Source organism: Rhodococcus sp. NPDC003348 (assembly GCF_053589375.1).
Genome location: NZ_JBSFRT010000047.1, coordinates 18980 through 38315 on the forward strand (window position 1 = coordinate 18980; position 19336 = coordinate 38315).

Sequence of the window (19336 nt, forward strand, 5' to 3'; positions counted from 1 at the left end):
TGTGAGAGGAGTCAGTCGTTTTCGGGTGATACGTGGGTCGCGATGTCCATCCAGCGCAGCATCGCGTCGACGGCGTCGGCGGAATCCCCATGTGCGCCGGCTTCGGCCCATTCGGTCAGTGCGGCAAACGCCGCGGCCTGATAGGCGGTGGCCAACGCGCGGGCGATCGCCGGTGGTGCGTCGGGGATCCGCCGGGTGAGGTAGTCGGCCAACACGGTGATCCACGGCCGATATGCCTCGGTCGCCATCCCGGCCAGCTCCGGCTCGCTCGAGATCAGACGGAGCCAGTCGGGGCTGACTCGTTGGACTCGCGGCCGGCGTGAGACCGAATCCACCACAGCGGTTCGAACCGCTTCACCAACCGGAGTGGACTCCGGTATGGCGGACAGGGATTCGCGCAACCGGTCGGTGGCCGAGGCTACACCGATCCACGCGATGGCGGACTTCACGGAGAAGTGCCGGATGAGGGTGCGGGTGCTGATGCCGGTCGCCGCGGCGAGATCGCTCCAGCTGGTCGCGGCGTAACCCTGACGCGACCACAGTGTGAAGGCGACCTCCGCGACTGCTTCGGGTTCGAGGACGGTGGGCCGTCCGCGTCCCCGTCCGCTCGCGGGTCGAGTGGACGGCTCTGAGGGTGAGGATTCTTCGCGACTCACGGTCCGAGAACACCATTATTGGCGTAATGTGTCAAATATCGACTGCCGGACACGGCGGTGTCGGTTCGATGAGCGAAAGGTGAAGGGCGTGGGCGTGTATGCGGTGACCGGATCGGCCTCGGGTATGGGTCGTGCGGTCGCGGAGAGGCTCCGGGGAGCCGGGCACACGGTCATCGGTGTCGACATCAGGGAGGCCGATGTCGTGGCGGACCTGTCGACCGCCCAGGGCAGGCGACAGGCTGTGCGGGACGTGCTGGCGGCCGCGGGCGACCGACTGGACGGCGCCGTCCTGGCCGCGGGACTCGGACCGGCGCCGGGACGAGACCGCCCCAGGCTGATCGCCGAGGTCAACTACTTCGGTGTCGTCGACCTGCTGGAGGGGTGGCGGGATGCGCTCGCCGCGGCGGGAAACGCCAAGGTGGTCGTCTTCTCCAGCAACTCGACCACGACAACTCCGGCCGTCCCTCGGCGCACGATCAAGGCGTTCCTCGATGGCGACGCGCACCGGGCAGTGCGGTCGGTCCGCGTGTTCGGAAAGGCCGCTCCCGCAATCGCCTACGCGGGATCGAAGATCGCGGTCAGCAGGTGGGTGCGCCGCACAGCGGTGCGATCGGAGTGGGCGGGCGCCGGCATCCGCCTGAACGCACTCGCCCCCGGTGCGATCATGACGCCGCTGCTCGAGAAGCAGCTCTCCACTCCGTCGGAGGCGAAGGCCATCCGCTCGTTCCCGGTCCCCGTCGGAGGATTCGGCGACGCCGGCCAACTCGGCGACTGGGTGGTGTTCATGTTGTCCGACGCCGCCGATTTCCTCTGTGGGAGTGTCGTCTTCGTCGACGGTGGCTCCGACGCGTACTTCCGGCCAGACGACTGGCCGCGGTCCGTCCCGGTTCGGCGGATTGTCTCTTATCTCCGCCGATTCCGGGGATTCGGACGGTGACTCAGCGAGGCGCGGGTTCCCTGCACTCGTAGAACCGTGGGGTCGTGTCGACCCGGAGGCGGGTCAGTGCGCGTCGGCTGATGAGCCAACGCCCGTCCTCCTTGCGGTACTCCTCGTGGTAGTGGCCGTAGCCGTGGAGGTGCTCCTCCTGGTCGCCGTTCGTCCACCACAGGTGGTCCTCCATCGCCCAGATTCCACGGGCGGTCGTGTCGGAGGTCAGTTCGATCTCGGGGGTGTGACCGTGGTGCACCGAGGTGATCGGGTGCCGGCCGTCCAGGACCCGCTTGATGGATGCCGTCACGGCGTCCGGTCCGACCACGCTGTGGTCGCCGAATGTCAGGCTGACGACGTCGTCCGTGTGCAGTGTCGGATAGATGTGCCACTCCTTGTTGTCCATGCACCGCAGCCGCGCCGCGAAGGTTCGCTTGATCTCCTCGATGGCCAGGAACTGTTCAGCGGGGCTGAGTGAATTTTCGATCGTCATGGTGAAACTGTCGGTCATCGTGTGGTCGAGCGCAACAGGTGCTTCGGCTCAGTGGCTGACGAAAACTGTTGCTGCTCTGTGCCGCACGGTCCTGTGTGGTTTGCCGACGGTAATGCCGAGAAGGCGCGGGAGAACAGCGCCCCCGACCGCGCGAGGCTGACTCTCGCCGCCCACGAGGCGATGCAGTTGCAGACAACTCACCGGTGCGAGGTCGGCGAGCTGTACGGATCCGACGTGATCTCCCGCACAACGGGAGACGGTGATCCGTCGGCGCCTTTGCGGTCCTAGCGTGAGCGAATGGCCGACCAGAGGATCTACATAGTCGATCGCGTGACGACCGAACCCGGGCGCGGGCGAGCTTTCGTCGACGCGTACATGTCGGACTACGTGCCGCAGGCCACGCGCATCGGGATGACGCTCGACCGGGTGCTGGTGAGCCCTCCGGTGTGGTTCGAGGACGACGGGAACACGGTGACCGCGACCTGGACGGTCTCCGGCCACGAGCAGTGGTGGCAGACCGCGATCGCCCGCCGATTCGACGCCGGCTTCGTCGACTTCTGGAATCGCGTCGAGCCGATGGTGGCACAGCGTTCACGCTCGATGGCGGCCGAAGCAGAGAGTGTGGAGGGAATGTGCCGTGTTTAGCGTGACCCGTCTCGTTCACCTGACCGAACCGAGTGACGTGGCCGCCGTCGTCGACCGGATCCGTACCGCCGTGGAGGCGACGCCCCGCCGGTACGCGCTGGTGCGGCCGACGCTCGATGGCGTCCGCAACGGCGGCGACGTCCTCGTCCATCTCCGATTCGCGACACAGGCGGAGTGGGAGCGCTGTCGGTCGGCCGTGGAGTCGGCGATCGGCGGACCGGACGTCCGGCACGTCGACGGCGCAGACTACGTCGCCGGCAGCGGGCGGGAGTCGTGGAGCGGGTCACGCACCGGCGCAGTGGAACCCACGGTGTACCGGACACTGCTCCTGCGGGTGGACGACTCCGCCGCACGCGACCTCGTGGAGAGGTTCGAACAGGAGATGCTCAGGATGCCGCGGCATGTCACGTCGATGCTGTCGTGGCAGCTCAGTCGCGTCACCTCCGCGATCGGCGCGAGCGAGTGGACCCACGTCTGGGAGCAGTCCTTCACCGATGTCGACGGACTCCTCGGTGAGTACATGGCCCACCCGGTGCACTGGGGGTACGTCGACAAGTGGTTCGACCCGGAAGCCGCTGAGTACATCGTGAAGAACCGTGTCTGCCACAGCTTTTGCGCTCTTTCCAACGAGATTCCGCTGAATCGGAATCCGCTCGACAAGAAGGAGGACGGCGTGCGCCGATCCGATCTGCACCCCGACGTCGAGGCGATGCTCGCCGGCCTGGAGGCCGGGTTCCCCGACGTGACGCAGTACCCCGCCGCCGAGCTTCGGCAGGTCATCGTCTCGCGGCGCGCGCCGCTGACCCGGACCCCGGACATGCGGGTCGCGCAGGATGTGGTGATCGACGGACCGGGTGGCGATCTGGCGCTGCGGGTGTACGTCCCGCACGGCGACACCGCATCCCCGCGCCCTGTGATCGTGTTCGCCCACGGCGGCGGCTTCGTGTTCTGCGATCTCGACAGCCACGACGAGTTCTGCCGGTCGATGGCCGAGGCCGTCGACGCCGTCGTCGTGTCGGTGGACTACCGGCTGGCGCCGGAGCATCCGGCGCCGGCGGCGATGGAGGACGTGTACGCGGCGGTGTGCTGGACCGTGGCGAACGCCGCGTCCTACGGGGGCGACCCGGCGCGCGTCGCGGTCGCGGGTGACAGTGCGGGAGGCAATCTTTCGGCGGCGGTGTCGGTGGCGGCGCGGGAGCGCGGCGGCCCGTCGATCGCGGCGCAGATCCTGCTGTACCCGGTGATCGGGGACGACTTCGAGACGGAGTCCTACCAGCGGTACGGCGTCGGCTACTACAACACCACGAAGGCGATGCGCTGGTACTGGGAGCAGTACGCGCCGCACAGCCGGGACAGCGAACTCGTCGTCCCGAGCCGTGCTACGACACTGACGGGGCTGCCACCGGCGTTGGTGGCCACCGCGGAGCTGGACCCGCCGTGCACGGAGGGCGAGGCGTACGCCGAGCGGCTCGCCGCGGACGGCGTTCCGGTGATCGCGCACCGCTTCGACGGCCTGTTCCACGGATTTCTCACCTTCCCGCAGCTGTCGCTGACCGGGCCGGCGAGGCAGGAGCTGTGGCAGCTGATCCGCCGGATCCTCGACCCCGGCTTCGGTGCGTCGAACGTCGAGGAATCGCACGCGCACACCACGACACGACACTGACGATTCGGGGTGCGAACCCCAACACGCGCAGACACGACAGGGAACACATGACACAACGATTGACGGGCCGCACCGCACTGGTGACGGGAAGCAGCCGGGGGATCGGGCGGGCGATCGCGCAGCGCCTTGCAGCGGAGGGCGCCACGGTGGTGGTCACCGCGCGCTCGACGACGCCGTCGCGGTCGGTTCGGGAGGGTCGCGAGCACGTGCTCGAGGGCACCCTCGCCGAGACCGTGGAGCTGATCGAGCGCGCCGGAGGCCGGGCCGTGGCGATCGCGGCGGACCTGGAGGATCCGGTGCAGCGTGCCGGACTGGTCGATGCCGCGGTCGACGCCGTCGGAGGCGTCGACATCCTCGTCAACAATGCCGGTTTCGCCGACTACTCATCGATCGAGTCGATGGGGGAGGACACCTTCGACCGCACTGTCGGGCACTACCTGAAGGTTCCGTTCCTGTTGTCGCAGGCGGTGATTCCCCGTATGCGCAAGGCGGGAGCCGGCTGGATCGTGAACATCGGCTCCTCCACCGGACTCCCGCCGATCCGACCGTTCCGCCAGTACAACAAGACGTCCGGCGACGTGATCTACGCGTCCGCCAAGGCGGCGCTGCACCGGTTCACGCAGGGACTGGCGGCGGAGGTACAGGACGACAACATCGCCGTCAACGTGGTCGGGCCGTCGACGGCGATCATGACGCCCGGTGCGGCGTCGTTGCTGCCGGACGGCTACGAGGCCGAACCAGTGGAGTACCTCGCGCAGACCGTGCTGGAGATGTGCACCCTGCCCGCGGCGGAGCGCACCGGACTGGTCGCGTTCAGCCTGCACTTTCCGTGGTCGCAGGGCATCGCGGTGACCAGTCTGGACGGCGGGCGTGAACTTCCGCGCCTCGAGCCGCCTGCGTGGGCGAACCCGAACATCGTCGCGGACGGATTGGGGGCGTGACGGTGCAGGTGGGTGGGGCGCGGGAACGCTTCTCTCACGGGGTCGCGGTGGTGACGGGGGCGGCCGCCGGGATCGGTGAGGGCATCGCACGGCATCTCGCGTCACTGGGGATGACGGTGGTGGTCGCGGACGTCGACACCGAGCGGGCACGGACGGTGGCCGATGACATCGTGGCGGGCGGCGGCCGCGCCGAGTCGCACACTGTCGATGTCGCCGACCCGGAGTCCGTCGAGGCGATGGCGGCGGACGTGTTCGATCGCCACGGCAGCGTCGAACTGCTCGTGAACAACGCGGGCGTGGAGACCGCCGGCCTGCTGTGGGAGATCGACCGGGAGCGGTGGCGCCGGCTGATGCAGATCAACGTCGACGGCATCTTCTACTGCCTGAGGTCCTTCGTGCCGCGGATGATCGCGACGGGGACGCCGTCGTGCATCGCGAACCTGTCGTCGGTGGGCGGGCTGAACTCGGTTGCCGTCCAGTCGCCGTACATCGTCAGCAAGCACGCCGTGCTGGCGATGACCGAGTGCCTGCACCAGGACCTGTCGGTCGTCGGCGCACCCATCCAGGTCAGTGCGGTCATCCCGCATTCGATTCGCAGCGAGATCTTCCTGTCGGCGCAACGTGAGGCGCCGACGGCCAACGCCACCGCGAACGCGGTGTTCGCCGCCATGCAGCGCGACAACGTCGAGAGGGGGCTCGATCCGCTCGTCGCCGCGGAGCACATGATCGAGCAGATCGCCCGGGGGGAGTTCTGGATCCACTCGGACGACGAGCTGTGCATCGCCGCCGCCCACCGCCGTGGCCGGCAACTCTTGGAGCTGAACCCGCCCGATGATCCGCACGCCATGCTCACCCGTATGGGGGTGACGGTCGACCGGTCGCGGTGAGGGTGCGTGTTCGCCGAGACGGCGGGCGGCGTGGGCCCGAGATCGTGGCCGGCTCGGAACTCCGTGGAGGTGCGGCGCGTCAGTTCTGTGTCTGATCGTCCGGCGGGTCCAGGTGGGCACGCTGGCCGTCGCGGTCGAGGATCGACAGCACCTCCGCGGGAGCGTCGTAGGCGGTGATGCCGTGCGGCGTCATCGTGGAGAACTGGGCCGCCTGGCCCGCCTCGACGCGGATCGTGCGTTCGCCGAGCTGGAGCCGCACGGTTCCGGACAACACGGTGAACCACTCGAGGCCCGGATGGATGCCGAGCTTGTCGGCGGGCACCGGGGTCTCGTCGGTGATGCGCAACTTGGCGACGGTCACCCCAGGCAGGCTGCCCTCGCGGGACAACAGCCACGTCGTGACACCGCGACGCTGCTGCGGTTCGGGCCGGATCACGACATCGGCGTCGTCGGGCGACTCGACCAGTTCGTCCAGGGTGGTGTCGAGTGCGCGCGCGATGGGCACCAGCTGGTCGAGAGCGATCCGGCGGTGTCCGGTCTCGATGCGGCTCAGCGTGGACGGGCTCATGTGGCAGCGGGCGGCGAGGGCGTCCAGTGACCAGCCGCGGGCCAGCCGCAGGCTGCGGATGCGACGGCGGACCACGTCCTCCAGGACCACTTCTTGCGTCATAGGCAAGATTGTATGCCCCAAGCGCATGAAGGGGTTAGCGTGGCGTCATGGCTCAGCACGCACACACCCATCATCCCGACGGTCACGGTCACGGTCACGGCCACGGCCACGGTCACGGCCACGGCCACGGCCACGGCCACGGTCACGGGCATGGCCACGGCCACGACGAGACCGGGCTCGCGGACATGCTCGACCTCGACGCCGAGGTGCACGGCCCGCTCCTCGACGAGCTCACCGGGTGGGTGGCCGGACATGCACCGACCGAGGTTCGCACCGTTGCCGACATCGGAGCGGGCACAGGCACCGGCACGCTGGCCCTGGCGCGGCGGTTCCCGGACGCCGACCTGATCGCGATCGACCGCTCTGACGTGATGCTCGACCGCGTGCGCGCGGCAGCGCAGGCGCAGGATCTGGACGGACGGGTGCGGCTCGTACGGGCCGATCTCGACGTCGAGTGGCCGGCCGTCGACTCGGTCGACGTCGCGTGGGCGGCGCTGGCGCTGCATGAGGTCGCCGACCCGGACCGTCTGCTCGGCGACGTCCACGGCGCACTGAATCCCGGCGGCGTGCTTGCGGTCGTCGAGATGGACGGGTTCCCCCGGTTCCTGCCCGACGAGATCGGGTTCGGCAGGCCCGGACTGGAGGCCCGCTGTCACGAGGCCCTCCTCGGTGCGGGCTGGAACACCCATCCGAACTGGCGCGAGCACCTCGTTCGGGCCGGTTTCGAGGTCGCCGACCAGCGCACCTTCCCCGTGCGGCACCCCGCGACCGAGAACACGGGCCGCTACGTGCAGACCTTCCTGGGGCGGGCGCGTGACTTCCTCGCCGACCGGATCGACGCCGACGATCTCGCGGCCCTCGACCGGCTGCTCGGTGACGGTCCCGACGCCGTCACGAGGCGCGGCGACCTCGTCGTCGGTGGCAGCCGCACCGCGTGGGCGGCCCGCCGGCCCGCCGATCGGTGACGGCCGTACGGTTGTTCGGAGGTCGCCGGACCCGACGACCGGACCGGCACGCGACGAAGGAGTAAGCGCCCCATGACATCCGCCCGTCCCCGACACACCCGCGCCGTCGACCGTGAGGTGGTGCGCTGGCGCAACGGTCAGGGCACCACGCAGGTCGTCGCGGAAACCGATCTGTGGCGGGTGAGCATCGCGGACGAGCCGACGAGGTCCACGTTCTCGGTCATCGAGGGCTACGACCGGCTGCTGATGCCGACCGGATCGGTGACGATGGAGATGAGTGGACCGCCGTACGAGACGTCCGGGGAGGTGCAGTCGACGGGCGAAGTGCACCGGGTGGCGCCGCCCAGGCAGGTCTTCGCGTTTCCGGGCGAGTGGGCCCCGAGTTGCCGAGCGGCCGACCGCACCCGGGCACTGAACGTGATGGGCCGGCGGGGCCGCGTCGAGATGTCACTGCGGATCGCCGACGTGACCGCACCGGTGGACGTCGATGCGGTGCGGATCTACGTCGATCTCGACACCGAGGACGCGGTGATCGTGTCGCCCGGCGACGACACGACGCCCGACTGGGCCGGCGAGTGCGCGGTGGTCTCGATCCGGACTAGGTGAGGATGATCAGCTCCGTCGGGGAGGCGATCTCGACCGTCAGGCCCGCCTTGGCGGCGACCCGGGCGACACCCTTCACATCGGAGGGCTCCGCCCGGGAGACGACGAGGGCGCGCGCCAGCAAGCCCTTGTGATGCTTGTTGAAGTGGCTTACGACCGACCTGCTGCCGTCCGGCTTCTCGGTGAGGACGGTCGCGGTCACCGCCCCGGAGAGCGGGCCGAGCTGCTGGTAGGTGCCGGAGCGGAGGTCCACCACCAGTCCCTCGTCCTCCGCTTCGAGCGCCGGGGTCAGCTCCGGCTTCCACAGTGACTGCAACGTACCCATCCCGGGCAGCTTCGATCCGCCGGACAGGCGGTACGCGGGGATCGCGTCGCCGGCCCGCACCACACCGAACAGCGCCGACCCGATCGCCAGCCGGGACAGTGCCTTCGCCTTCTGTGCGCGGGTGAACGACTTCGCGTCGAGCGCGTCGAACAGCACCCCGGTGTAGCGCTCGAGTGCGGGACGGGTGGGGGACGTCCACAAGGCGGCGTTGCGGGCGACCTCGTCGGCCTGGCCGGCGCTGAGGCCCAGCGCCCGGCTGGACGCCTCGACGTCCGCGGACAACTCGACGAGCGTGTCGACGAGCATCTCGCGGGTCGCGGTCAGCTTCGGAAGCGAGAGTTCCCCGAGATCGAGCGGGGCGCCCTTGCCGCCGTCGGACTTGGTCTCGGATGGGGGCAGCAGTACCAGCACGGGCGGTAACGGTACCGGGCCGCGGACCCGGGCCGGAGGGCCGACTGTCCTGGTACGCCGGTGTGCCGACTATCCTGGTATCCCGTGATCACCCGCCTGTCTCAGCTGTTCCTGCGTACGCTCCGCGACGACCCGGCCGACGCCGAGGTTCCGAGCCACAAGCTGCTCGTTCGTGCCGGCTACGTCCGCCGCATCGCGCCGGGCGTCTACTCGTGGCTGCCGCTGGGCCTGCGGGTGCTGCGCGAGGTCGAGCGCGTTGTCCGTGAGGAGATGGATGCCATTGGCGCCCAGGAGATCTCGCTGCCGGCGCTGCTGCCGCGCGACCCCTACGAGACGTCGAACCGGTGGACCGAGTACGGCCAGGGTCTGTTCCGGTTGCAGGACCGCAAGGGTAACGACTACCTCCTCGGTCCCACCCACGAGGAGATGTTCGCGCTCACCGTCAAGGGCGAATACAACTCCTACAAGGACTTCCCGGTCACGCTCTACCAGGTGCAGACCAAGTACCGCGACGAGGAGCGGCCGCGGGCCGGCATCCTGCGCGGCCGCGAGTTCATCATGAAGGACTCGTACTCCTTCGACCTGACCGACGAGGGCCTGGCCACGTCCTACCGCGCGCACCGCGACGCGTACGAGCGCATCCTGCAGCGGCTGGCTGTCAAGTACGTCATCGTCTCCGCGACGTCCGGCGCCATGGGTGGCAGCGCGTCCGAGGAGTTCCTGGCCGAGTCCGAGGTCGGCGAGGACACGTTTGTCCGCTGCCTCGAGTCCGGATACGCGGCGAACGTCGAGGCCGTGACCACGCCGGCGCCCGCGCCGATCCCGTTCGACGGGCTGCCGGCCGCGGTCGTCCACGACACCCCCGACGCCCCGACCATCGCCACGCTCGTGCACTGGGCGAACTCGGCCGGCGTCACGGTCGCCGAAGGTCGTCCGGTTGCCGCCGCCGACACCCTGAAGAACATCGTCGTCAAGACGCGGCGCCCGGGCGGGGAGTGGGAACTGCTCGGCATCGGCCTCCCGGGTGACCGCGAGGTGGACGACAAGCGGCTCGAGGCATCCCTCGAGCCTGCCGAGGTCGAGCTCCTCACGGAGGCCGACTTCGCCGCGAACCCGTTCCTTGTGAAGGGTTACATCGGTCCGAAGGCGCTGCTGGACAACGGTGTTCGCTACCTCGTCGACCCGCGCGTCGCCGACGGCACGTCCTGGATCACCGGGGCCGACGAGCAGGGCAAGCACGTCGTCGGACTGGTCGCCGGCCGCGATTTCACCCCTGACGGCACCATCGAGGCCGCCGAGGTCCGCGACGGCGACCCGTCCCCGGACGGCGCGGGCAAGCTGGTCTCCGCCCGCGGCATCGAGGTCGGGCACGTCTTCCAGCTCGGCCGCAAGTACACCGACGCGTTCGAGGTGAACGTCCTCGGCGAGAACGGCAAGCCCGTTCGCCCGACGATGGGCTCGTACGGCATCGGCGTCTCCCGCCTCGTCGCCGTGATCGCCGAGCAGCAGCACGACGACAAGGGCCTGCGGTGGCCCGCCGAGGTGTCCCCGGCGAACGTGCACCTGGTGATCGCCAACAAGGACGACGCCGCCCGCGAGGGCGCCGAGGCGCTCGCCGCGCAGCTCGACAAGGCCGGCCTGTCGGTGATCCTCGACGACCGCAAGGCCTCGCCCGGCGTGAAGTTCAAGGACTCGGAGCTGCTCGGCGTCCCGCTGATCGTGGTCGTCGGCCGCGGCTACGCCGACGGCAACGTCGAACTGCGGGACCGCTTCACCGGCGAGGCACGGGAGGTGCCCGCCGACACCGCGCTCGACGAGGTCCTGGCCATCGTCCGGGGCTAGTAGCACCCGAGCAGGGACCGGGGCCCCGACGCGCAGGCGTCGGGGCCCCGTCGTCACTTCCGGGGGTGCGATCGGCGTCAGACGCCGATCCGCCAGCTCGCGGTGAAGCCGCTCGCCAGATCTCCGGTCACGGTGGCGAGGTTGTCGGCGACGCCGTCGCCCTCCTTCACGAAGACCTGGTCGGTGGCATTGGTGGTCGGGTTGGTGCCCGGGTATCCGGTGCTGTGGTTGACCAGTCCGTTGGTGGTCTCGTCGAAGGCGGCCTGGGTGGTCTTCTTCACGGTGTTGCCGTCCTTGTGCACCTTGAAGTGGATGTGCGTGGTGCGGCCCGAGTACCAGCCCGGGTAGACGGTGTCGAAGGTGACCGCGCCCTGCGCGTCGGTGATCTGGAAGCCGCGCAGGTAGGTGGTGCCGGTGCCGTTGTATCCGCCTGGCTGACCGGCGTATTCGGAGTAGTGGCCGGACGGGTCACAGTGCCAGATCTCGACCGTGTACCCCTCGAGCGGGGCGCACTCGGTGGACGCGTCGGTGACGATCACGGTCATCGCCAGTGGCACGGCCGCCGGGTACAGGCCCTCGGTGATGTCGCGCCGGTAGTACTTCTCGTCGGCCATCATGCCCACCTTGTCCGGGTAGGGGCCCGCGGTCGTGTCGTCGGCCGCGCCGCACCCGGAGCCGTCGTCCGGGGTGGTCGTGGTGGTGTCGTCCGACCCGGAGGTGAGGTCGGACGAGCCGGACCCGAACAGGTCCAGCAGATTGCTGCTCGCGGCGGTGGTGCCGGCGACGGCGAGAAACTTGAGCGCGGAACGGCGATCGAGTGGGGACACGAACTCTCCTGACGGCGGGACCGGTCGTGTGGACCGGCGCGGGCGGACCGGTGGCCGCCCGTGGGCGACATCTCCGGCGAATCGCCACGGACGCTAGCCGCCGGCGATCCGGTCCCGTCGGGGATTCTCCATGGGAGTTTGCTGTCAGTTCGGATCTGTGTTCTCGCTGGTCAACGCCTGTGAATCGGCTGCGAGTGGAGCGATTCGGCGCTCGTACGAGGCCCGGTCGGACGTCACGTCGAGGAACACCCGGTCGAGCCCGAACCCGCGGCGCAGCACGCGGGCGGCGGGCCGGGGGAACAGTTGCCACAGCGCGCTTCCGGTCGACAGCCGGCCCGGGACGACCGCGTGCCTACTGCCGCGCCGCAACACCCGGACGACGGTCGCGGCGACCTGTTCGGGCGGGATCGGGCGGGTCAGCGGGCCCGGTGTGGTGCCGGCGATCAGTTCGGTGTTCGTGAACGAGGGCAGCACGGTCGAGACCCGCACCCCGCGGCCTGCGAGTTCGGCGTCGAGCGCCTCGCCGAATCCGACCACCGCGAACTTCGTGCCGGTGTAGACGGCCATCCCGGGCGCGGGCATGCGGCCGGCGATGGACGCCACGTTCACGATCCGGCCACCGCCGCGGGTGACCATGCGGCGGGCGGCGGCGCGGGCGCCGTTGATCACGCCGAGGACGTTGATGTCGATCGCGCGGCGGATCAGCGCGTCGTCCTGGTCGAGCACCGGACCGATCGGCATGATGCCGGCGTTGTTCACCCACACGGTGATCGGTCCGAGAGCCGACTCCACCTCGTCGGCGAACGCAGCGACGGAGCCGGGATCGGTGACGTCCAGCCGGTATCCGTGCACCCCGAGTTCCGCGCAGGTCTCCTCCAGTCGCGCCCTGTCGACATCGCCGACGGCCACCTTCGCCCCCGCGTCGCGCAGCGCGATCGCGATGGTCCGTCCGATGCCGCGGGCACCGCCCGTGACGACCGCCACCCGGCCGGTCGGATCGATTCCCCTCATGCGCGCTGCTCCTTCAGGTCGGTCCTCGCATCGGTGTCGGTACTGGCGTCGAGATCGTCGAGGGTGCGGCGCAGCACCTTTCCCGACGATCCCCGGGACAGGGTGTCGACGAAAAGGACGTCTCGCGGCATCCGTGACCGCGGCAGATGCGCGGTCACGTGGGCCCGCACGGCCTCCTCGTCGAGGTCACCGGTTTCGGGCCGCGTCGCGGCGCGCACGACGTAGGCGCGCAGGCGTTGCCCGAACTCCACGTCGTCGACCGGCGTGACGGCGGCGTCGTCGATGCCCGGGTGCGTGAGCAGGACGAGCTCGACCTCCTCCGGATAGACGTTCTCGCCGCCCGACACGATCATCGAGTCGGAGCGACCGGACACATGCAACCGTCCGAGCGGATCGAGGTGACCGCGGTCGCCGGTGTCGAGGAAACCGTAGGTGTCGCTGCGGCTGGTGCCGTCGGTGTACGCCTCGATCTGGGCAGGTGTGCGCACCAGGATGCGGCCCTCGGTGCCTGCGGTTTCGGACCTGCCGCGGGCGTCGACGATGCGCACCACCGTGCCCAGCGTCGGCCGACCCGCGCAGTTCGGGGCGTCTGCGAGATCCTGCGGCGTAGCGATGCTGATGTAGGCGGCCTCCGTCGACCCGTAGAGGTTGTGCAGCACCGGCCCGAACACCTCGGTCGCCTGGGTGACCAGGGCGCCCTCCAGCCGCGCGCCGCCACTGGCAACGATGCGCAGGCTCGACAGGTCCGCGGCCCGGACCTGCTCGCCGAGGTCGAGTACCCGCCGGATCATCGTCGGCACCGCGATGAAGGCGGCGCACCGCTGCCGTGTGAGGTCGGCCAGTGCCCGAGACGCATCGAAGCGGCGGTGCAGGATCAGTGTCGACCCGAGCATCAGGGTGAGGACCGCGACAAGCAGCCCCCAGCCGTGGAACACGGGCGCGGACAACAGCACTCGCTCGCCTCCGCGCAGCGGTATCCGTTCGAGCAGGCCTGCGGTGAGCATCAGGGTGCGCGGTTCGGCGCGGGGTGCGCCCTTCGGCGTTCCACTGGAACCGCTGGTGAGGATCACCAGCGATGCCGCGTGCTTCGGGCGCGGCGGCGGTGTCGCGGACTGCGGTTCGAGCAGGAGGGACAGTGCGTCCGGGGGGATCTCGCCGTCGTACCAGGCACACCACCGGTGGCCGTCGAAATCGGCAACGGCCCCGGCGAACTCCTGGTCGTAGACGATCGCGTCGAGACGCTCCCGGGCGGCGACCACCGCCACCTGCGCGGGCCCGAAGTCGGCGCCGAGCAGAACCACCCGGGCGCCCGCCGCGGCCGCCGCGCACAGCGTCACCAGCGCATCCGCGTGGTTGCGGCACAGGATCCCGATGCTCGGCTGGGTGTCGCCCACCGGCAGTGTGGCGCGCAGCGCGTTGGCGAGCCGATGGGTGCGGGAGGCGAACTCGTCGAACGTCAGGGCACCGCGGTCGTCGACGATCGCGACCGCGCCGCGGTGCACCGCCGCGCAGTAGGCGGGGAGCCCGCCGAACGGGCCGAGGCGGGCCACGGCCCTGACGCCGGCGGCCAGCGCGCGCGGCCTGCCGGACACCATGCCGGCCCGCCACAGGATTCGGGCGGCGACGGCTTCGTTGCGGACTCGGGTTCGCAGGGCATGAGCGTTCATCGTCGTCCTCGGAATCGTTGCGGAAAGCCGTCTTTCACGGGCAGGGCCAGTTTCACGCGGCTGGTCGAGTTCATGACGCGCAGCAGTCCGGCGCGCAGCCGGTCGGGGTAGGCGGTAGGGACGCGTTGGGTGGTGACGGTCTGCGGTTCGGTGTAGCGGACGATGCCCTCGCGGCCGTGCCTGCGCCCGACGCCACTGGTCCGCATGCCGCCCATCGGCGCATCGAGCGCGGCGATCGCGGACAGGTAGCCGTCATTGACGTTGACCGCTCCCGCGACGATCCGCGCAGAGAGTTCGCGGCCCCGCCGCACGTCCTTCGTCCACACACTCGCGCTCAACCCGTACTCGCCCTCGTTGGCGAGCCGGACCGCCTCCTCCTCCGACGTGACGCGGTACACCGACACCACGGGGCCGAAGGTCTCCTCGGCGTACACGCTCATGTCGGCGGTGACGTCGGTCAGCACCGTCGGGTCGTGGAACAGTGGCCCGACGTCCGGGCGGGGGCACCCGCCGGTCTGCACTGTCGCGCCCTTGGCGACGGCGTCCTCGATGTGCCGGACGGTGGCCGCGAGCTGACGCCCGGACGTCAGCGATCCCATGTCGACGGCATACGTGTAGCCGGATCCGAGCCGAAGCCTGCGGGTGCGGTCGACGAGGGCGTCCACGAACTGCCCGTAGACCCGCTCGTGGACGTAAATCCGTTCGATGCCGATGCACATCTGGCCCGCGTTGGAGAAGCATGCCTGGACCGCGCCGGTCGCCGCGGCACCGATGTCGGCGTCGGCGCACACGATCATCGGGTTCTTCCCCCCGAGTTCGAGCGACGCCCCGATCAGCCGGTCGGCGCACTGCCGCGCGATGGCGCGCCCGGTCGCGGTGGACCCGGTGAAGCACAGGTGGTCGACGGCGCCGATCAGCGCGGAACCGATCTCGGCTCCCGGTCCCGCGACCACCTGCCAGACCCGTGGCGGCAGACCGGATTCGACCGCGAGCTTGCGTGCAAGCAGCAGTGTCCACGGGGCCTGGGAATCGGCCTTGCTCAGCACGGCGTTCCCGGCGACGAGCGCCGGGATCACGTCGCCGACGGCGAGGAAGAGCGGATAGTTCCACGGCGCGATCACCCCGACCAGGCCCTTGGGCCGGAACCCGACCCGGGCGGCCACGACCCCGGGAACAGCGGTGCTCGCCCGCCGGCTCCGCAGGTGCGAGGAACCGGTGCGGCCGTAATACGTGGCCACCGAGATCACGCCCTGCACCTCGACCGCGGCGTGCACCCGCGCCTTGCCCGTCTCCCACTGCATCAGGTCGCAGAGCAGGTCGTGATGGTCGATCAGGGCCCGCGCGAAACGGCGGACGACTCGCTCGCGGTCTCGGATCGGGGTGTCCGCCCACGCGGTCTGGGCTTCGCGCGCGGAGCGAGCCGCGTCGGCCACCGCGGCCGGATCGGCCTGGGGCACACCGGGCAGCGGCTCGCCGGTGAACGGGGCCGTCGCCCGGCGCAGTGGACCCGCGTGGGGGAGCTGCGCGCGGAGCGCGCGGATCAGGGCCGGAGCGACCGCGCGGGGATGATCGGCGGCGGGTGGGTCACCGATGTCGGGTGAGCTGACGGATGTCACGTGTTGTTGTCTCCTCGCTCGGAGGGATGGGGTGACGGCCCGGCCGCCGAGGGGTGGGGTGACGGCGCGGCCGCCGAGGGGTGGGGTGACGGCGCTGCCGCCGGGGGGACGGGCTGCGTAACAGTGTGGGGCGGCCGGGGTGCCGGTGTGCCTGTGTGGTCAGCGGTGACGGCGTCGGACGCCGGTCACCACACCAGGCGGACCAGGTAGCGCTCGGCGTACTGCCGAACCGCTTCCTGATTCGAGATGTCCAGTTGGCCTTGAGGATTCAGCATCAGGGACACCGCGATCCGGACAAGGATCTCGGAGACTGCGGTCAGATCCTCGTCCGACATGGTCACCCCGCTGCGGCGGAGGGTGACGGCGACCTGCGCGGCGGCCTGGGTGATCGGCGCGCCATCGGTTCGGTTGGTCAGTCCGAGGATCAGTTCCGGTTCGCTCTCGAGTATCCGCGCGACCAGCGGCATCTCCTGGGCGAGCCGGACACCACGGGTGAAGCACTCCACGACGGCGCTGCGCGGGTCGCGGTTCGCCGCCACCCGGTCCAGTTCCGCGAAGAACGCCGCGGTGTCGTGGAGAACGAGCGTCTCGACCAGTGCGTCCTTGTTCGGGAACCGGCGATAGAGGGTGCTGCGGGAGATGCCGGCCCGGCGGGCGATGTCGTCCATGTTGGTGCGCCGGATTCCGTACCGCTCGAACTCGTCCCGCGCGGCGTCGAGCATCGCCATCTCCGGCGACGCGGACCGCGCGGTGGGTTCGACTGGTGTGGGCATCGGGGTGAGCATATCGGTCGCCGCCTTCCGGCACCGTGGGCGATCCTGGTGCGCCTCGCACGTCGGTACTCGCCTACAGTGCGCGAAGGCGCACCGGCAGGCGGTCCTTCGGTACCGGCAGGGTGGAGTTGTCGAGTTCCCAGCGATAGTCCTCCGGTACCGACCACTCGTACCTGAGCAGCATGTTGTGCATGATCGTCTTGATCTCCATCTGAGCGAAGTACAGACCGATGCACTTGTGCACCCCGCCACCGAAGGGCATCCAGGCGTAGCGGTGCACCTTGTCCTCGGCGCGTTCCTTGGTGAAACGGTCGGGGTCGAAGCGCTCGGGGTCGTTCCACAGCGCGGGATTGTGGTGGTTGACCATGCCGATCGCCGAGACGTAGGTGCCCTCGGGGATGTGGTGTCCGCAGATCTCGGTGTCCTTGATCGCCCGCCGGGGCAGGCCGGGGACCGGGGAGTTCAGCCGCAGCGACTCCTTCATGATCCGGTCCAGGACGGTGAACTCGTCGAGGGTGTCGTATGAGATCTCGGGGGGCAGGTTCCGCGATTGTTCGCGGGCCTTCTCCTGCCACTCGGGGTGCCGGGCCATGTAGTACGCCATCGTGGTCAGGGTGATGGTCGACGTGTCGTGCGCGGCCATCAGCACGAAAATCATGTGGTTGACCACGTCTTCGTCGGTGAAGGTGTGGCCCTCCTCGTCCTGGGCGTGACACAGCACGGAGAACAGGTCGGGGGTCGCCGTGGCGCGTTTGGCGGGCAGGTGCTCGTAGAAGAAGGCCTCGAGCAGCTTGCGGCCGGCCAGACCGCGCGCCCAGCGCGTGCCGGGGATGTTCTTGCGGATGATCGACAGACCGGCACCGACGCAGTCGACGAACGCCTTGTTGATCCGGTCGGCCTCGGCCCGCGGCAGGTCCAAGCCGAGGAAGATCTCCAGCGCCAGGTCGAGAGTGATCTGTTTGAACTCGTCGAGCAGTCGCACGTCGTCACCGAGTGGCAGGTGGGCGACCCGCTCCGCGAGCATCGGCTGCATGTCCTGCAGGTAGCCCTTGAGATGGGTGTTGCTGAAGGCCTGCTGCATGATTCGCCGGTGGTGACGGTGCTCCTCGAAGTCCATCAGCATGATGCCGCGGCGGAAGAAGGGGCCGATCAGGAATCCCCACGCCGGTTCGTTGGCGAAGGCCTTGTCACGGTTCATCGCGACGGCCTCGCTGCCGTCGGCGTCGAGGGGGATCACGAACTTGAGGCCGAACGAGTTGATGTACGTGATGTCGCCGTACGCGGCGCGACGCTTGGCGACCATGGTGATCGGATCCCGGAAGAACCGGAGGACCTCGATCACGCCCGGATCGCCTGTTCCGTGAATCGGTTTGAGGCCACTGCCCGCCGGAACGGTGGCCAACTGCTTGCGACGCATGGGAACTCCTGAAGGTCGTTCGAAGATGGTCAGGCCGCGGTGTTGTGCAGGCGCCGAGGATCGACGCCGACGCGCCGCCAGGCGTCGCGGGCCCACGGCAGGTACAGAGCCCCGACGGGGAGCCGGTTGAACACCGGGTTCAGTGCCCGCATGACGCGCGCGAACCGTTGAAAGCGCTTCTCCTTCTTGTCGTCCCATTCGAGGCGGCAGACCTCGCGCATCTGTGGGGGCACGGTGCCGACGACGACGGTCCGGGCGAAGGCGTTCAGCGGTGCGGACAGCACCTTCCAGATCGGCGCGGGGATCTGCCGGGGGCCGGGTATGCCCTTCCGGATGTACCCGGTCGCGTAGACGATCGTCTTGGTCGGCACGAACCGGTCCAGCATTCCGTCCCAGTACTCGACGAACTCGGCATAGGTCTGCGGCTGGCCGCGGTCACTGACCCCGTACAGCCGGTACCAGGCCTTGCTCTCCTCGAAGATCTGTTCCTTCTCGGCCTCGGACAGGCGACGAATGAACGTGTCTGTGATGTAGAGAACCTGGTCGACGAATGTCGCGTGTGCCCAGTAGAACAACTCGGGATTGAGTGCGTGGTAGCGCGATCCGTCGGCGATGGTGCCCTTGATGGGCTTGTGGAAGTCGCGGACCGTTCGGCCCCACGCGTGCGGGTCCGCGCTGTAGACGGTCTTCATGATGGGTGGTGCGCTGCGCTTCGCCCGGCCGATCGTGTCGGCGAAGATCACCGAGTGGTCCTCGACGGCCTTGCCGAGCTGTTCGATGCAGTTCTCGGTGCCCGCGAGCCGCTGGAACCCGAGCAGGCCGCGCACGTCGCCGTAGAACTTCCACACCAGTGAGTCCGGACCGAGGGGCACCACCAGGTCGGCGGTGTCGTCGTCGACGGGCATCGGCAGTGCCTCGCGGATGCCCTCGTCGAATCCGGGCCGTACGGGCTCGCCGGTCGCGGTGTCGCCGACGGACTCGTGGGTTGACGTCATG

Annotated in this window: 19 protein-coding genes and 1 pseudogene; 9 read left to right on the forward strand and 11 right to left on the reverse strand. The window is 69.5% G+C overall.

Annotated features, from left to right (window positions below):
• Positions 1-11 precede the first annotated feature (11 nt).
• Entirely contained in the window at positions 12-656 is a 645-nt protein-coding gene (locus tag ACWDU4_RS24015; RefSeq protein WP_450116447.1) for a TetR/AcrR family transcriptional regulator, read from the reverse strand.
• Positions 657-744: 88 nt separating this feature from the next.
• On the opposite strand from ACWDU4_RS24015, the gene ACWDU4_RS24020 reads away from it, so the two are divergent.
• Positions 745-1593, forward strand: a complete 849-nt coding sequence (locus ACWDU4_RS24020; RefSeq protein WP_450116448.1) for an SDR family oxidoreductase — start codon at positions 745-747, stop codon at positions 1591-1593.
• Between the two features lies 1 nt (position 1594).
• Here the strand turns inward: ACWDU4_RS24020 and ACWDU4_RS24025 are convergent, their stop codons facing one another.
• On the reverse strand, positions 1595-2077 hold the full coding sequence (locus ACWDU4_RS24025) for a nuclear transport factor 2 family protein (RefSeq protein WP_450116449.1): 483 nt from the start codon (positions 2075-2077) through the stop codon (positions 1595-1597).
• Between the two features lie 330 nt (positions 2078-2407).
• On the opposite strand from ACWDU4_RS24025, the gene ACWDU4_RS24030 reads away from it, so the two are divergent.
• The 5 genes and pseudogenes from ACWDU4_RS24030 (at position 2408) to ACWDU4_RS24050 (ending at position 6213) form a co-directional block, all read left to right on the forward strand.
• Positions 2408-2722 (forward strand): hypothetical protein, encoded by a 315-nt coding sequence (locus tag ACWDU4_RS24030; RefSeq protein ID WP_450116450.1) that lies wholly within the window; start codon positions 2408-2410, stop codon positions 2720-2722.
• Positions 2723-3032: 310 nt separating this feature from the next.
• Positions 3033-3299, forward strand: a pseudogene (locus tag ACWDU4_RS24035) (Dabb family protein); the annotation flags it as partial.
• 132 nt (positions 3300-3431) lie between these two features.
• Positions 3432-4385, forward strand: coding sequence for an alpha/beta hydrolase (locus ACWDU4_RS24040; protein WP_450116470.1), 954 nt, complete (start codon positions 3432-3434; stop codon positions 4383-4385).
• A gap of 47 nt (positions 4386-4432) precedes the next feature.
• The gene (locus ACWDU4_RS24045) at positions 4433-5326 is read left to right on the forward strand and encodes an SDR family NAD(P)-dependent oxidoreductase (RefSeq protein ID WP_450116451.1); all 894 of its coding nucleotides are present in this window, start codon (positions 4433-4435) and stop codon (positions 5324-5326) included.
• On the forward strand, positions 5323-6213 hold the full coding sequence (locus tag ACWDU4_RS24050) for an SDR family NAD(P)-dependent oxidoreductase (protein WP_450116452.1): 891 nt from the start codon (positions 5323-5325) through the stop codon (positions 6211-6213). Before ACWDU4_RS24045 ends, ACWDU4_RS24050 begins: the two co-directional genes overlap by 4 nt.
• A 79-nt stretch (positions 6214-6292) precedes the next feature.
• On the opposite strand, the gene ACWDU4_RS24055 is transcribed toward ACWDU4_RS24050, so the two are convergent.
• A complete protein-coding gene (locus ACWDU4_RS24055) occupies positions 6293-6883 on the reverse strand; it encodes a helix-turn-helix domain-containing protein (protein WP_450116453.1) in 591 nt (196 codons plus the stop codon).
• 47 nt (positions 6884-6930) lie between these two features.
• Between ACWDU4_RS24055 and ACWDU4_RS24060 the strand changes: the two genes are divergently transcribed.
• Together ACWDU4_RS24060 and ACWDU4_RS24065 are read left to right on the forward strand one after the other, a co-directional pair.
• Positions 6931-7848 (forward strand): class I SAM-dependent methyltransferase, encoded by a 918-nt coding sequence (locus ACWDU4_RS24060; RefSeq protein ID WP_450116454.1) that lies wholly within the window; start codon positions 6931-6933, stop codon positions 7846-7848.
• 72 nt (positions 7849-7920) lie between these two features.
• Complete coding sequence (locus tag ACWDU4_RS24065; RefSeq protein WP_450116455.1) at positions 7921-8454, forward strand: HutD family protein; 534 nt, start codon at positions 7921-7923, stop codon at positions 8452-8454.
• On the opposite strand, the gene yaaA is transcribed toward ACWDU4_RS24065, so the two are convergent.
• Positions 8447-9187, reverse strand: coding sequence for a peroxide stress protein YaaA (gene yaaA, locus ACWDU4_RS24070; RefSeq protein ID WP_450116456.1), 741 nt, complete (start codon positions 9185-9187; stop codon positions 8447-8449). The genes ACWDU4_RS24065 and yaaA overlap by 8 nt on opposite strands.
• 84 nt (positions 9188-9271) lie before the next feature.
• Between yaaA and ACWDU4_RS24075 the strand changes: the two genes are divergently transcribed.
• Entirely contained in the window at positions 9272-11029 is a 1758-nt protein-coding gene (locus tag ACWDU4_RS24075; protein ID WP_450116457.1) for a proline--tRNA ligase, read from the forward strand.
• Between the two features lie 77 nt (positions 11030-11106).
• Here the strand turns inward: ACWDU4_RS24075 and ACWDU4_RS24080 are convergent, their stop codons facing one another.
• The 7 genes from ACWDU4_RS24080 to ACWDU4_RS24110 all read right to left on the reverse strand — a co-directional run bounded on the left by ACWDU4_RS24080 (position 11107) and on the right by ACWDU4_RS24110 (position 19245).
• Positions 11107-11856: a dioxygenase family protein gene (locus ACWDU4_RS24080; RefSeq protein ID WP_450116458.1), complete on the reverse strand. Its 750-nt coding sequence runs from the start codon at positions 11854-11856 to the stop codon at positions 11107-11109.
• Positions 11857-12000: 144 nt separating this feature from the next.
• Positions 12001-12867 (reverse strand): SDR family oxidoreductase, encoded by an 867-nt coding sequence (locus ACWDU4_RS24085; protein WP_450116459.1) that lies wholly within the window; start codon positions 12865-12867, stop codon positions 12001-12003.
• Positions 12864-14534, reverse strand: coding sequence for an AMP-binding protein (locus ACWDU4_RS24090; protein ID WP_450116460.1), 1671 nt, complete (start codon positions 14532-14534; stop codon positions 12864-12866). Before ACWDU4_RS24090 ends, ACWDU4_RS24085 begins: the two co-directional genes overlap by 4 nt.
• Positions 14531-16150: a succinic semialdehyde dehydrogenase gene (locus ACWDU4_RS24095; RefSeq protein WP_450116461.1), complete on the reverse strand. Its 1620-nt coding sequence runs from the start codon at positions 16148-16150 to the stop codon at positions 14531-14533. The genes ACWDU4_RS24090 and ACWDU4_RS24095 overlap by 4 nt, the downstream gene beginning before the upstream one ends.
• Before the next feature lie 185 nt (positions 16151-16335).
• Positions 16336-16935 (reverse strand): TetR family transcriptional regulator, encoded by a 600-nt coding sequence (locus ACWDU4_RS24100; protein WP_450116462.1) that lies wholly within the window; start codon positions 16933-16935, stop codon positions 16336-16338.
• A 61-nt stretch (positions 16936-16996) separates the two neighbouring features.
• The gene (locus ACWDU4_RS24105) at positions 16997-18340 is read right to left on the reverse strand and encodes a cytochrome P450 (protein WP_450116463.1); all 1344 of its coding nucleotides are present in this window, start codon (positions 18338-18340) and stop codon (positions 16997-16999) included.
• Positions 18341-18369: 29 nt separating this feature from the next.
• Positions 18370-19245 carry an oxygenase MpaB family protein gene (locus tag ACWDU4_RS24110; protein WP_450116471.1) on the reverse strand — a complete coding sequence of 292 codons (876 nt, stop codon included), beginning with the start codon at positions 19243-19245 and terminating at the stop codon, positions 18370-18372.
• Between the last annotated feature and the right edge of the window lie 91 nt (positions 19246-19336).